Here is a 13,242-nt window from a genome sequence, read left to right on the forward strand (position 1 = left end):
GAAATCAACATGACCTTAACCTATTCAGAAATTATGATTCGCTATGGAGAGCTTTCTACTAAAGGAAAGAACCGCATGCGTTTCATCAATAAACTTCGCAATAATATCCAAGATGTTTTATCTATCTATCCAGCTGTCAAAGTGACAGCCGACCGCGATCGGGCGCATGCTTATCTGCATGGGACGGATTATGAGCCAGTAGCCGAATCCCTCAAGCAGGTTTTTGGAATCCAAAATTTTTCACCTGTTTACAAGATTGAAAAATCAGTTCCGGCCTTAAAAGCCGCGGTGCAAGAGATCATGAAGGAGATTTACAAGGACGGCTTGACCTTTAAAATCTCAAGTAAGCGCAGTGACCATACCTTTGAACTCGATAGTCGCGAGCTCAACCAAACCTTGGGAGGTGCGGTCTTTGAAGCGATTCCAACCATCCAAGCTCAGATGAAAAAACCAGATATCAACTTGCAGGTTGAAATTCGAGAAGAAGCAGCCTATATTTCTTATGAAACCATTAAGGGGTCAGGCGGCCTTCCTGTTGGTACGTCTGGCAAGGGCATGCTCATGCTTTCTGGTGGGATCGACTCTCCCGTGGCTGGTTACCTAGCTTTGAAGCGGGGAGTGGATATCGAGGCGGTTCACTTTGCTAGCCCGCCTTATACCAGCCCAGGAGCTCTAAAAAAAGCCCATGATTTAACACGGAAGTTGACCAAGTTTGGGGGCAATATCCAATTTATCGAGGTGCCCTTCACAGAGATCCAAGAGGAAATCAAGGCAAAAGCACCAGAAGCTTACCTCATGACTTTGACCCGTCGCTTTATGATGCGCATTACAGACCGCATTCGCGAGGTTCGCGGTGGTTTGGTGATTATCAATGGTGAAAGTTTGGGACAAGTGGCTAGCCAAACCTTAGAGAGTATGCAGGCCATCAATGCAGTAACCAATACGCCGGTTATTCGTCCGGTAGTGACCATGGACAAATTGGAAATCATCGATATTGCACAAGAGATTGATACCTTTGAAATCTCTATCCAGCCATTCGAAGATTGTTGTACCATCTTTGCGCCAGACCGTCCAAAAACTAATCCAAAACTCAAAAATGCGGAGCAGTATGAGCAACGTATGGATGTGGAAGCTTTGGTTGAGCGTGCGGTAGCAGGCATCATCGTAACAGAGATCACACCAAAAGCAGAAAAAGATGAGGTCGATGACCTGATCGAGGATTTGCTATAGGAGAGACTGGGAGTATCCAGCCTCTTTTTCTAACCAACTTAAAGGAGACAAGATGAAAAAAATTATCGTATTAATGACAAGTTTGCTTCTGTTGACAGGCTGTGTCAAAGTATCGTTTACTGGCCCGAAAAAAGAAGAGAAGACTAGCCAATCAAGCAATAGAAAAAAAGAACCCCTCACATTTGTCAGGGCCGAGCAGTATAAAGACCAGGACAACGAAGTCTTGGAAGCGTCTGAGAAATTTATCAAGGAACATCCAACGCTTGGAGAAGCTGGAAAATTATTTGTCTTTTTTCCAGGATATACCTTTGGAAATGAGGAAAATCGCTTCGCCTTATTCTTTATTGTGAATCGTACCACCACAACCATCGATCGTGATGGATCCTTTGTCCTGAATTTGGAATATGATGGAGAGCCACTTTTTAAAGATGTCACAGTTGACTATGAAGTGAGCGAATCGGGTGTGTTAAAACCCAATACTGCTGCAGCGATTCCGATAAAAATTACTAAGGAACAAGAAGAAAAAATGAAGGGGATGAACGATTCGTCTAAAGCCAAAATGAGCTTCAATGACTTTAAATTTAAGGATAAGTAGATGAAGGCAGGTTTTGAATGCGATCTTAAACTACAAGATACAAAAAATAGATTTTTCAAAGAAAATTCGCTTTCAAAGCGCAAAAATACTTGTCTTTGTCTGATAGAAGTGATATACTTAGAGAGTTGACTATGCACATGCCTGTGCAACCGCTCGAACATCGTCGCTCATTTCCATGAGAGTAAGTGGTTCGTCCCACGATGCTAGGCGAGTCTTCACAAAAATACGGGGAAACCCAAAAATACATAGGAGGTGCATAATGAGCACATACGCAATCATTAAAACTGGCGGAAAACAAGTTAAAGTTGAAGTTGGTCAAGCAGTCTACGTTGAAAAATTGAACGTTGAAGCTGGTCAAGAAGTTACATTTAACGAAGTTGTTCTTGTTGGTGGTGAAAACACTGTTGTCGGAACTCCACTTGTTTCAGGAGCTACTGTTGTTGGAACTGTTGAAAAACAAGGAAAACAAAAGAAAGTTGTTACTTACAAGTACAAACCTAAAAAAGGTAGCCACCGTAAACAAGGTCACCGTCAACCTTACACTAAAGTTGTCATCAACGCTATCAACGCTTAATTTTTAGGAGAACACATGATACAAGCAGTCTTTGAACGAGCCGAAGATGGCGAGCTGAGGAGTGCAGAAATCACTGGGCACGCTGGAAGCGGTGAATATGGCTTTGATGTCGTGTGTGCATCGGTTTCGACTCTAGCCATTAACTTTGTCAACTCTGTTGAGAAATTTGCAGGCTACGAACCGGATCTAGAATTAAACGAAGAAGAAGGTGGCTTCCTTCGGGTCACAATCCCGACAGATATTCCACCACATCAAAGAGAAATGACCCAACTATTCTTTGAATCATTTTTCTTAGGGATGGCAAACTTATCGGAGAACTCTTCAGAGTTCGTCCAAACAAGAGTTATCACAGAAAACTAACATGGAGGAAAACAATTATGTTGAAATTGAATCTTGCTAACTTGCAACTTTTCGCCCACAAAAAAGGTGGAGGTTCTACATCAAACGGACGTGATTCACAAGCAAAACGTCTTGGAGCTAAAGCAGCTGATGGACAAACTGTAACAGGTGGATCTATCCTTTACCGTCAACGCGGAACACACATCTACCCAGGTGTGAACGTTGGACGTGGTGGAGACGATACTTTGTTCGCAAAAGTTGAAGGCGTAGTACGCTTCGAACGTAAAGGTCGCGATAAAAAACAAGTTTCTGTTTACCCAATCGCAAAATAAAAAGGTTTTCTAAACCTTTTTGTCCCGAGCCTTGATCCAAAGGTGAGGAAGCTAGAAATAGCAAAATTAAAGCTTTCTGATTTATCAGAAGGCTTTTTTCTTTTATTTATTTAAAAATATCATGTTTACCCTTGTTAATATAATGTTTGAATTTGTGTTTTTTGAAAAATATAGTATAATAGAGACAAATATAGTAGGAATGGAAGTAGTACCATGAAAGATAGCAGACATGTTGAAATTCTTCAGGAACTGGATCGAAAAAGTGTGGTATCAGTCAAAGAACTCAAGGAACTCTTTGGGGTGACAGACATGACCATTCGTCGTGATCTGATCGATCTTGAAAAACAAGGTCTTTTAGTTCGTGTACATGGTGGAGCCCACAAAAAGGTAAAAGATAGCTTGTTAGAGGCTTCTCACAGTGAGAAAAATCTCATCAATATTGATGAGAAACGAACCATTGCAAAAAAATGTGCAGACTTGATCGAAAATGGGGATACCGTCTTTATTGGGTCTGGTACGACAACAGATTTTATCGGCGACTATTTAGAAGGAAAGGAAATCAGTATTGTCACCAATTCCCTCCCCATTTTTGAAAAGCTAAAAGATTTTCCAAATTATGACTTGATCTTAGTTGGAGGTCGCTACCGGGTGAAGACACAAACTTTTGTCGGTCAATTTGCCAATAAACTCTTGAAAGAAATCAAGGTTTCTAAAGCTTTCATCGGGGTCAATGGCATCGATGGGCATCATGTTTCCACAGCCAATGAAGAAGAGGGAAATGGTAATGCTATTATTCTAAACAACGCAATTGAGAAATATGTGGTTGCTGATAACAGTAAGTTTGATAGCTATTCTTTCTATAGTTTCTATCGAGTGGAAGACCTGAATGCCATTATTACTGATGATAGTATTCCAAAGAAGATCAAAGACAAATATGCCTTGTATACGAAAATCATATAAAATGAGAGGCTGGGACAAAAGTCCTAGCCTCTCAATTGTATTTGGATTGTCGAGCAAGACGCAGTGGTTGAGTGGGCTCTACTACGCTGATTTCATCAGCTTTTACAGCCCTACTCAACTGTGCGGAGGTGGGACGACGAAATCGAATTCTAACGAATTACCGATTTCTGTCCCACTCTCTTTTTACTGATTTAATGATGTTGGAAAATGACGGATAGAAAGCGCTTTAGAGCGATATACAAACAAAATTAAACAAATTTAGACAAAAAATGATTGACACTCAATCAATATAGTGATATACTGAAGCTATAAAATAAATAGTTAGATAAGGAGGTGGCAACAATGGGATTAAATCAACTCTTTAACAAAGATCTTGTATTTTGCCTACATGCCAAGGATCAAACAGATCTCTTTGAGCAGGTAGCAAGCTTATTGGAAGAGCGACAGATTGTGACACCAACCTATCGTTCCGCTTTGATTGAGCGTGAAAAGTCTTTCCCGACTGGATTAGACATGGAATTTCTTGGTAAGGACTTACCAAATGTGGCGATCCCGCATACAGACATTGTCCATAATCTCACTGAGAATGTGGTCGTGGTTCGTTTGGATCAACCCGTAACTTTCCATAATATGATTGCTCCAGATAAGGAAGTTCAAGTTTCACTCTTATTCTTTATTATCAATAATACGAGCTCAAGCCAAACCAATATTTTGGCCCAGCTGATGGATTTCTTTACATCCAATGGAAATCTCGAAGCTCTATCGAAATTAGATAGTGAAGATAAGCTTTATCAATACATTACGGAAACTATTTCCTAAAACATTCGTAAATATTTATAATGGAGGACATCCAAATGATTAAAATTTTAGCTGCCTGTGGTGCAGGCGTTAACTCTAGCCACCAAATTAAGAATGCGTTGGAAGAAGAGTTGTCAAACCGTGGTTATGATGTGCGTTGTGACGCTGTCATGGTCAAAGACGTCAATGAAGATTTGATTTCTGGTTATGACATCTTTACTCCAATTGCTGCAACTGATTTGGGATTCGATCCTGGTATTCCAGTGGTAGAAGCAGGACCAATCTTGTTCCGTATTCCAGCGATGAGTGCGCCAGTCTTCGATAACATCGAAGCTGCCATTAAAGAACATGGATTAAGTTAATATTTTTTTAAACGTGATTGTAAGCGTTATCCAATTATAAAATTGGGAACACTTTCTGCTGTAAATTACAAAAAATTCATAAATCGGGAGGATTTATTATGAATGGCATTATTGATTTTGCCAATAAATTTTTCAAACCCATCCTAGACATGGGTGCTCCGATCATCATGTTGATCGTCTTGACTTTATTGGCTCTCTTATTTGGAGTGAAATTCTCTAAAGCCCTTGAAGGTGGTATTAAACTTGCCATCGCCCTTACTGGTATCGGTGCTATCATCGGTATGTTGAATGGAGCTTTCTCAGCATCTCTTGCAAAATTCGTTGAGAATACTGGTATTCAATTGAATATCACAGACGTTGGTTGGGCGCCTCTTGCGACCATTACTTGGGGGTCTGCCTGGACACTTTACTTCTTGTTGATTATGTTGATCGTCAACGTTATCATGCTTGCGATCAAGAAAACGGATACACTTGACGTCGATATCTTCGATATCTGGCACTTGTCTATCACTGGTCTTTTGATCAAATGGTATGCTGACAATAACGGTGTCAGCCAAGGAGTTTCACTTTTCGTTGCAACTCTTGCCGTTGTCCTTGTAGGGGTTATGAAAATCATCAACTCAGACTTGATGAAACCAACATTTGATGATTTGTTGAATGCACCAAGTTCATCACCTATGACATCTACTCACATGAACTACATGATGAACCCAATCATCATGGTCTTGGATAAAATCTTTGACAAATTCTTCCCAGGTCTTGACAAATACGACTTCGACGCTGCTAAATTGAACAAGAAGATCGGTTTCTGGGGATCTAAATTCTTCATCGGTTTCCTTCTTGGTATCGTCATCGGTATCATGGGTACTCCACATCCAGTTGCTGGTGTGCAAGATGCTGACAAATGGGAATTAGTTATTAAAGGTTGGTTGAGCCTTGGTTTGACTGCCGGTGTCTGCTTGGAATTGTTCTCATTGATCGGTTCTTGGTTCATCGCAGCGGTAGAACCATTGTCACAAGGTATTACAAACGTTGCTACGAAACGTCTTCAAGGACGTAAATTCAACATCGGTTTGGACTGGCCATTTATCGCTGGTCGTGCTGAAATCTGGGCTTGTGCCAACGTACTTGCACCAATCATGTTGATCGAAGCAGTGCTTCTTTCTAAAGTCGGAAATGGTATCTTGCCACTTGCTGGTATCATCGCTATGGGTGTAACTCCAGCCTTGTTGGTTGTAACACGCGGTAAATTGATCCGTATGATCATCTTCGGAAGCCTTCTCTTGCCACTCTTCCTTCTTTCAGGTACATTGATTGCACCATTTGCAACTCAATTGGCTAAGAGTGTTGATGCCTTCCCTAAAGGGGTAGCTTCTACTCAATTGATCACTCACTCAACTCTTGAAGGACCAGTTGAAAAATTGCTCGGTTGGACAATCGGTAACGCAACAACTGGTGATATCAAAGCTATCCTTGGTGTAGTTGTCTTCTTGGCATTCTATATCGGAATCTTCGCTTGGTACAGAAAACAAATGATCAAACGTAACGAAGAATATGCTGCAAATGCAAAATAATCGTTGCATGTAGTTTGAAAACTGACACCATATCTTTTCTAGATATGGTGTTTTTATTTTTAAAAAATGTTCGAAAATAAACAATTTAATGTTGACTTTCGTTCAAAATAGGTGTAATATAATATCAAAAGTAAGAAAATGTTTCTTTGTGAAAAATTAACAACAGGAATATTTGCTGAAACAAACAAAAGGAGGACAGGACATGTCTATTGTAATTGGTGCAGATGCTGCAGGATTAAGATTAAAAGATCTCGTGAAAGAGTTTCTTGTAAAAGAAAACTTCGATGTTGTAGATGTAACCGCTGAAGGTCAAGATTTTGTAGATGTGACACTTGCAGTTGCGAGCGAAGTGAACAAAAACGATCAAAATCTTGGAATCGTGATTGATGCTTATGGAGCTGGTCCATTTATGGTTGCGACTAAAATCAAAGGAATGGTGGCAGCAGAAGTTTCAGATGAACGTTCTGCTTATATGACACGTGGACACAACAATTCTCGAATGATTACCATGGGAGCTGAAATTGTTGGAGATGAATTGGCGAAAAACATTGCCAAAGGCTTCGTCAATGGTAAATACGACGGCGGCCGTCACCAAATCCGTGTTGATATGTTGAATAAGATGTGCTAATGAGAGGAGAATTCAAATGAGAATTGCAATTGGTTGTGATCACATTGTGACAAATGAAAAAATGGCTGTTTCTGATTTTTTGAAATCAAAAGGATACGAAGTGCTCGACTTTGGGACTTATGACCATACACGTACCCACTATCCAATCTTTGGTAAGAAAGTCGGTGAAGCCGTAGCAAGTGGCCAAGCAGATCTTGGTGTTTGTATCTGTGGTACTGGTGTTGGGATTAACAATGCGGTTAACAAAGTACCTGGTATCCGTTCTGCCTTGGTACGCGATATGACAACTGCTCTCTATGCTAAAGAAGAATTGAACGCAAATGTCATCGGATTTGGTGGTAAAATTACTGGTGAATTGCTCATGTGCGATATCATTGAAGCATTCATCCACGCTGAATACAAACCAACTGAAGAAAATAAAAAATTGATCGCTAAGATCCAACATGTGGAAACCCATAATGCTCATCAAGCGGATGCTGATTTCTTTACAGAATTCCTTGAAAAATGGGACCGTGGTGAATACCACGACTAAGAGGTGACGTATGATATTAACGGTCACGATGAACCCTTCGATTGATATTTCTTATCCTTTGGATGTACTCCAGTTGGATACTGTCAATCGTGTGGCTGAGGTGAGTAAGACAGCTGGTGGGAAAGGTCTTAACGTTACTCGTGTACTTTCTGAGATAAAGGATCCAGTGGCAGCGACTGGCCTACTTGGTGGTCGAACGGGGCAATTCATTCTCGATCATTTAGGAGAAGGGATAGAGGAACGTTTCTTTGAAATTGCTGGTGATACACGTAATTGTATCGCCATCCTTCACGAAGGCAAGCAAACAGAAATCTTAGAAAAAGGTCCAACCATTTCTGAGAAAGAAGGCCAAGACTTTCTCGACCATTATCGTCACTTGGTTGAACAAGTAGAGGTTGTTGCCATCTCTGGAAGTCTTCCTGCTGGTTTACCAGTGGACTACTATGCTAGCCTTGTCAAGATTGCAAGGGAAGCTGGGAAACCAGTCGTACTTGATTGCTCGGGAGCTTCTTTAGAAGCTGCCATTCAAGCAGCTGTCAAGCCTACGGTCATTAAACCAAACAATGAAGAATTATCACAGTTGTTAGGAAAAGAAGTGAGTAAGAATGTGGAAGATTTAAAAGAAGTTCTTCAGGATTCTCTCTTTGATGGCATCGAATGGGTGATTGTCTCCCTTGGTGCAAATGGCGCTTTCGCTAAGCATGGGGATGTCTTCTATAAGGTAGATATTCCTAAGATCGATGTCGTCAATCCAGTCGGATCTGGTGATTCGACTGTTGCAGGGATTGCATCTGGTCTCTATCATCATGAGAGTGACGCAGACTTGCTCAAGAAAGCAAATGTTCTTGGAATGTTAAATGCGCAAGAAGCACAAACAGGACATGTCAACATGGGGCACTATGATGCCTTGTATCAACAATTAATCGTAAAAGAGGTATAAAATGGTATTAACAGAACAAAAACGCAACTATTTGGAACGTCTTAGTACAAAAGACGGTGTTATTTCAGCTTTGGCTTTCGACCAACGTGGGGCTTTGAAACGCTTGATGGCCAAATACCAAGACACAGAACCAACAGTAGCACAAATGGAAGAATTAAAAGTCCTTGTAGCTGATGAATTGACAAAATATGCTTCATCTATGTTATTGGACCCAGAATATGGTCTACCTGCTACAAAAGCCTTGGACAAAGATGCTGGTCTCTTACTTGCCTATGAAAAAACAGGTTACGATACATCAAGCACCAAGCGCTTGCCAGACTGCTTGAACCTTTGGTCAGCAAAACGCATCAAAGAACAAGGCGCAGATGCTGTGAAATTCTTGCTCTACTATGATGTAGACAGTGCAGATGAACTCAACCAAGAAAAACAAGCTTATATCGAACGCATCGGTTCTGAATGCGCTGCTGAAGATATTCCATTCTTCCTTGAAATCTTGGCTTATGATGAAGGAATTGCAGATGCAACCTCTGCTGAATATGCGAAAGTGAAACCTCGTAAGGTGATTGAGGCTATGAAAGTCTTCTCAGATCCTCGTTTCAATATCGATGTCTTGAAAGTGGAAGTTCCAGTTAATGTGAACTTCGTGGAAGGATTTGGAGAAGGAGAAGTTGTCTATAGTCGTGAAGAAGCAGCTGCTTTCTTCAAAGAACAAGAAGAAGCAACCAACCTTCCATACATCTACCTCAGTGCAGGTGTATCAGCTAAGCTCTTCCAAGAAACCTTGGAATTTGCTCATGCATCTGGTGCAAACTTCAACGGTGTTCTTTGTGGACGTGCAACATGGGCAGGTTCAGTAGAAGCTTACATCAAAGATGGAGAAGCAGCTGCTCGTGAATGGCTTCGTAAAGAAGGTCGACAAAATATTGAAGAATTGAACGCAGTCTTGGCTAAAGTAGCAACACCTTGGACAGAACGCGTATAAGATTCAAATGATGATTGCCTCCTAAAGCAACAGTTAGAGAGTGGGACAGAAATCGGTCATTCGTTAGAATTCGATTTCGTCGTCCCACCTCCGCACAGTTGAGTAGGGCTGTAAAAGCTGATGAAATCAGCGTAATAGAGCCCACTCAACCACTGCGTCTTGCTCGACAATCCAAAGATGATTGAGAGGCTAGGACTTATATCCCAGCCTCTTCATTATTTTAAGGTCTTGTTTATTTTTTATAAAAAAATGTTTAAAAATTTTTGCTGTAAGGGTTTACAAAACAAAAAACTTATGATAGAATAAGTTTATAAGTTGAATAGCAGTGAGCGTTACTAAGTTAGATTAGGCGTGACCACAAGTAGACTGAACAATTAGTGTAGGCTAGTTTTTTCAGTTGCTTCGTGGTCATTTTTATTTGCTTTTAACAAATTTTACAAAGGAGAGCCTCATGTATCGTATTATCCATCCAATGAACAATAATGTTGCTTTGGTTCAAAATGAACTACAACAAGAGTTGATTGTTATTGGGAGTGGGATTGCTTTTGGGAAAAAGAAAAATGATCTAGTAGCTGATGATAAGGTCGAAAAAGTATTTCGTTTAAACACGGATGAGTCAAGAGAAAACTTTATGGCCCTTCTAAAGGATGTTCCTCTTGATTTCATTACAACCACTTATGAAGTGATTGATACCTTGTCTAAGAAATATGCCTATCCTGTTCAAGAATATATCTATGTGACATTAACAGATCACATCTTTTGTTCTTACCAGGCAGTTCAACAGGGAAGATACAAACACAGTGACCTTCCTGATGCGTCTGCTATGCACCCGATTCCCTATAAAATCGCAAAAGAAGCGATTGAGATCTTTCGAAAGCGGCTCTTGGATCAACTTCCTGACGATGAAGTGAATCGTATCGCTTATCATTTCATTAATGCACAAGGGGAAATGATTCATGAGCAAGATCCAGATGTCCAGGACCGACAAGTTATTTTGAAAGCTGTAGAAGAAAAACTAGCTCAAAATGGCTTGAAACGGAAAGAAGAAAACAGTCATTTCTATGATCGCTTTATGATCCATCTCAATTATTTCCTAGATTCGCTAGATAAGGGAAGAGAAGATCCAGAAGGTTTGAGCGAGATGGAACAACTGATTCAGCTAAGTTATCCAAAGGCTTATGAGATTAGTCATCAAATCTACCAAACCATCGCTGAACAGACAGGAGCCAAAATATCTCCTAATGAAAAAGTCTATTTAGCCCTTCATATTCAACGTCTATTATAAAAATTTTCAAAAGGTATCATAAGGAGGAACCAACATGAATAAAGAAGAAGTCCAATTACTTGGCTTTGAAATTGTCGCTTATGCCGGTGACGCTCGATCAAAATTAGTGGAAGCCTTAAAAGCTGCTGAAAATGGTGATTTTGCTAAAGCAGAATCCTTAGTAGAAGAAGCAGGGTCCTGTATCGCTGAGGCTCACAAATCTCAAACGACCATGCTAGCGCATGAAGCAGCAGGAGAAGAAATCCCCTATAGCATTACCATGATGCATGGTCAAGACCATCTCATGACAACGATCCTATTAAAAGACGTGATTCACCATCTGATTGAACTATATAAAAGAGGAGCGAAATAATGAATAAACTGATTGAACTGATTGAAAAAGGGAAACCTTTCTTTGAAAAGATTTCTCGAAACAAATATTTGCGAGCGATTCGTGATGGTTTCATTGCAGGGATGCCTGTAATCTTATTCTCATCTATCTTCATCCTAATTGCGTATGTACCAAACGCATGGGGATTCCATTGGTCTAAAGATATTGAAACTTTCTTGATGACTCCATATAGCTATTCTATGGGCATCTTGGCCTTCTTCGTTGCTGGGACAACGGCTAAGGGTTTGACAGATTCAATGAACCGTGACCTCCCAGCAACCAACCAAATCAACTACATTTCAACAATGTTGGCTTCTATGGTTGGCTTCTTGCTCATGGCTGCTGAACCTGCTAAAGAAGGTGGATTCTTAACAGCCTTCATGGGGACTAAAGGGTTGTTAACAGCCTTTATTGCTGCATTCATTACTGTTAATGTTTACAAAGTCTGTGTGAAAAACAATGTGACCATCCGCATGCCGGACGAGGTTCCACCAAATATTTCACAAGTATTTAAAGACTTGATTCCATTTACATTATCAGTTGTACTCTTGTATGCACTTGAATTAGTTGTTAAAGCAGGCCTTCATGTAACGGTTGCTGAATCAATCGGTACTCTTCTTGCTCCACTCTTCTCAGCTGCAGACGGATACCTTGGTATTACCTTCATCTTTGGTGCTTATGCCTTCTTCTGGTTTATAGGTATCCATGGTCCTTCAATCGTAGAACCAGCTATCGCAGCGATTACTTATGCAAATGCTGAAGTAAACTTGAAGTTGATTCAACAAGGAATGCACGCAGATAAGATCCTTACTTCAGGTACTCAAATGTTTATCGTTACTTTGGGTGGTACTGGTGCGACTCTTGTCGTTCCATTCATGTTCATGTGGTTAACGAAATCAAAACGTAACCGTGCCATTGGACGTGCTTCTGTTGTTCCTACATTCTTTGGTGTTAACGAACCAATCTTGTTCGGTGCTCCAATTGTATTGAACCCTATCTTCTTCATTCCATTTATCTTTGCTCCAATTGCAAACGTATGGATCTTCAAATTCTTTGTTGATACCTTGGGAATGAACTCATTTACTTCTAACCTACCATGGACAACTCCTGGACCTCTGGGTATTGTTCTTGGTACGAACTTCCAAGTACTTTCATTCATCCTTGCTGCATTACTTATCGTAGTGGACGTAGTTATTTACTACCCATTCCTTAAAGTTTACGATGAACAAATTCTTGAAGAAGAACGTTCAGGTAAATCAAACGATAGCTTGAAAGAAAAAGTTGCTGCAAACTTTAACACTGCAAAAGCAGATGCTATTCTTGAAAAAGCTGGTGTTGAAGGTGAACCAGTTCAAAACAATATCACAAAAGAAACAAACGTATTGGTTCTTTGTGCCGGTGGTGGAACTAGTGGACTTCTTGCCAACGCTTTGAATAAAGCTGCTGCAGAATACAATGTTCCTGTGAAGGCTGCTGCTGGTGGTTACGGTGCTCACCGTGAAATGTTGCCAGAATTTGACCTTGTTATTCTTGCTCCTCAAGTAGCTTCAAACTATGAAGATATGAAGGCTGAAACAGATAAACTTGGAATCAAATTGGCTAAGACTGAAGGAGCTCAATACATCAAGTTGACTCGTGATGGTAAAGGCGCTCTTGCATTCGTTCAAGAACAATTCGATTAACGATAGGGACTGTGAAACAGTCTCCTATCGTAACGGAAATCGCTATGGCGATTTTCCTA

The 13,242-nt window shown here is 40.5% G+C and carries 16 protein-coding genes and 1 other annotated feature; all 16 genes read left to right on the forward strand.

The window, feature by feature from the left end; translation table 11 throughout:
• The first annotated feature begins 9 nt into the window (after positions 1–9).
• Positions 10–1,230 (forward strand): tRNA uracil 4-sulfurtransferase ThiI, encoded by a 1,221-nt coding sequence (thiI, locus tag AC6IZR_RS04600; protein WP_497848886.1) that lies wholly within the window; start codon positions 10–12, stop codon positions 1,228–1,230.
• Between the two features lie 52 nt (positions 1,231–1,282).
• Complete coding sequence (locus AC6IZR_RS04605; RefSeq protein WP_024055387.1) at positions 1,283–1,825, forward strand: membrane lipoprotein lipid attachment site-containing protein; 543 nt, start codon at positions 1,283–1,285, stop codon at positions 1,823–1,825.
• 137 nt (positions 1,826–1,962) lie between these two features.
• Positions 1,963–2,050, forward strand: a sequence feature (ribosomal protein L21 leader region).
• A 34-nt stretch (positions 2,051–2,084) separates the two neighbouring features.
• On the forward strand, positions 2,085–2,399 hold the full coding sequence (gene rplU, locus AC6IZR_RS04610; RefSeq protein ID WP_003007734.1) for a 50S ribosomal protein L21: 315 nt from the start codon (positions 2,085–2,087) through the stop codon (positions 2,397–2,399).
• Between the two features lie 15 nt (positions 2,400–2,414).
• Complete coding sequence (locus tag AC6IZR_RS04615; protein ID WP_003002581.1) at positions 2,415–2,759, forward strand: ribosomal-processing cysteine protease Prp; 345 nt, start codon at positions 2,415–2,417, stop codon at positions 2,757–2,759.
• Between the two features lie 17 nt (positions 2,760–2,776).
• The gene (rpmA, locus tag AC6IZR_RS04620; RefSeq protein WP_003002805.1) at positions 2,777–3,070 is read left to right on the forward strand and encodes a 50S ribosomal protein L27; all 294 of its coding nucleotides are present in this window, start codon (positions 2,777–2,779) and stop codon (positions 3,068–3,070) included.
• A 213-nt stretch (positions 3,071–3,283) separates the two neighbouring features.
• Positions 3,284–4,030, forward strand: a complete 747-nt coding sequence (locus AC6IZR_RS04625; protein WP_371610871.1) for a DeoR/GlpR family DNA-binding transcription regulator — start codon at positions 3,284–3,286, stop codon at positions 4,028–4,030.
• Between the two features lie 342 nt (positions 4,031–4,372).
• Positions 4,373–4,849, forward strand: coding sequence for a PTS sugar transporter subunit IIA (locus AC6IZR_RS04630; RefSeq protein ID WP_023918370.1), 477 nt, complete (start codon positions 4,373–4,375; stop codon positions 4,847–4,849).
• A 35-nt stretch (positions 4,850–4,884) separates the two neighbouring features.
• Entirely contained in the window at positions 4,885–5,190 is a 306-nt protein-coding gene (locus tag AC6IZR_RS04635; protein WP_003002828.1) for a PTS sugar transporter subunit IIB, read from the forward strand.
• 98 nt (positions 5,191–5,288) lie between these two features.
• Positions 5,289–6,764 carry a PTS galactitol transporter subunit IIC gene (locus tag AC6IZR_RS04640; protein WP_049498245.1) on the forward strand — a complete coding sequence of 492 codons (1,476 nt, stop codon included), beginning with the start codon at positions 5,289–5,291 and terminating at the stop codon, positions 6,762–6,764.
• Positions 6,765–6,966: 202 nt separating this feature from the next.
• The gene (gene lacA / locus AC6IZR_RS04645) at positions 6,967–7,392 is read left to right on the forward strand and encodes a galactose-6-phosphate isomerase subunit LacA (RefSeq protein ID WP_003007724.1); all 426 of its coding nucleotides are present in this window, start codon (positions 6,967–6,969) and stop codon (positions 7,390–7,392) included.
• Positions 7,393–7,408: 16 nt separating this feature from the next.
• Positions 7,409–7,924 carry a galactose-6-phosphate isomerase subunit LacB gene (gene lacB, locus AC6IZR_RS04650; protein ID WP_003002763.1) on the forward strand — a complete coding sequence of 172 codons (516 nt, stop codon included), beginning with the start codon at positions 7,409–7,411 and terminating at the stop codon, positions 7,922–7,924.
• A 10-nt stretch (positions 7,925–7,934) separates the two neighbouring features.
• A complete protein-coding gene (locus AC6IZR_RS04655) occupies positions 7,935–8,864 on the forward strand; it encodes a tagatose-6-phosphate kinase (RefSeq protein WP_061455172.1) in 930 nt (309 codons plus the stop codon).
• 1 nt (position 8,865) lies between these two features.
• Positions 8,866–9,846 carry a tagatose-bisphosphate aldolase gene (lacD, locus tag AC6IZR_RS04660; protein WP_070506214.1) on the forward strand — a complete coding sequence of 327 codons (981 nt, stop codon included), beginning with the start codon at positions 8,866–8,868 and terminating at the stop codon, positions 9,844–9,846.
• A gap of 451 nt (positions 9,847–10,297) precedes the next feature.
• On the forward strand, positions 10,298–11,131 hold the full coding sequence (locus tag AC6IZR_RS04665) for a PRD domain-containing protein (protein WP_070506210.1): 834 nt from the start codon (positions 10,298–10,300) through the stop codon (positions 11,129–11,131).
• Positions 11,132–11,165: 34 nt separating this feature from the next.
• Entirely contained in the window at positions 11,166–11,483 is a 318-nt protein-coding gene (locus AC6IZR_RS04670; RefSeq protein WP_003007713.1) for a PTS lactose/cellobiose transporter subunit IIA, read from the forward strand.
• Positions 11,483–13,183: a lactose-specific PTS transporter subunit EIIC gene (locus AC6IZR_RS04675; RefSeq protein ID WP_485783347.1), complete on the forward strand. Its 1,701-nt coding sequence runs from the start codon at positions 11,483–11,485 to the stop codon at positions 13,181–13,183. The genes AC6IZR_RS04670 and AC6IZR_RS04675 overlap by 1 nt, the downstream gene beginning before the upstream one ends.
• Positions 13,184–13,242: the final 59 nt, after the last annotated feature.

This window comes from Streptococcus mobilis (assembly GCF_059727625.1).

What these genes read in the sequence shown, in the direction of transcription:
- thiI (WP_497848886.1), top strand. Translation starts at nt 10, where the DNA reads ATGACCTTAACCTATTCAGAAATTATGATTCGCTATGGAGAGCTTTCT.
- AC6IZR_RS04605 (WP_024055387.1), top strand. Translation starts at nt 1,283, where the DNA reads ATGAAAAAAATTATCGTATTAATGACAAGTTTGCTTCTGTTGACAGGC.
- rplU (WP_003007734.1), top strand. Translation starts at nt 2,085, where the DNA reads ATGAGCACATACGCAATCATTAAAACTGGCGGAAAACAAGTTAAAGTT.
- AC6IZR_RS04615 (WP_003002581.1), top strand. Translation starts at nt 2,415, where the DNA reads ATGATACAAGCAGTCTTTGAACGAGCCGAAGATGGCGAGCTGAGGAGT.
- rpmA (WP_003002805.1), top strand. Translation starts at nt 2,777, where the DNA reads ATGTTGAAATTGAATCTTGCTAACTTGCAACTTTTCGCCCACAAAAAA.
- AC6IZR_RS04625 (WP_371610871.1), top strand. Translation starts at nt 3,284, where the DNA reads ATGAAAGATAGCAGACATGTTGAAATTCTTCAGGAACTGGATCGAAAA.
- AC6IZR_RS04630 (WP_023918370.1), top strand. Translation starts at nt 4,373, where the DNA reads ATGGGATTAAATCAACTCTTTAACAAAGATCTTGTATTTTGCCTACAT.
- AC6IZR_RS04635 (WP_003002828.1), top strand. Translation starts at nt 4,885, where the DNA reads ATGATTAAAATTTTAGCTGCCTGTGGTGCAGGCGTTAACTCTAGCCAC.
- AC6IZR_RS04640 (WP_049498245.1), top strand. Translation starts at nt 5,289, where the DNA reads ATGAATGGCATTATTGATTTTGCCAATAAATTTTTCAAACCCATCCTA.
- lacA (WP_003007724.1), top strand. Translation starts at nt 6,967, where the DNA reads ATGTCTATTGTAATTGGTGCAGATGCTGCAGGATTAAGATTAAAAGAT.
- lacB (WP_003002763.1), top strand. Translation starts at nt 7,409, where the DNA reads ATGAGAATTGCAATTGGTTGTGATCACATTGTGACAAATGAAAAAATG.
- AC6IZR_RS04655 (WP_061455172.1), top strand. Translation starts at nt 7,935, where the DNA reads ATGATATTAACGGTCACGATGAACCCTTCGATTGATATTTCTTATCCT.
- lacD (WP_070506214.1), top strand. Translation starts at nt 8,866, where the DNA reads ATGGTATTAACAGAACAAAAACGCAACTATTTGGAACGTCTTAGTACA.
- AC6IZR_RS04665 (WP_070506210.1), top strand. Translation starts at nt 10,298, where the DNA reads ATGTATCGTATTATCCATCCAATGAACAATAATGTTGCTTTGGTTCAA.
- AC6IZR_RS04670 (WP_003007713.1), top strand. Translation starts at nt 11,166, where the DNA reads ATGAATAAAGAAGAAGTCCAATTACTTGGCTTTGAAATTGTCGCTTAT.
- AC6IZR_RS04675 (WP_485783347.1), top strand. Translation starts at nt 11,483, where the DNA reads ATGAATAAACTGATTGAACTGATTGAAAAAGGGAAACCTTTCTTTGAA.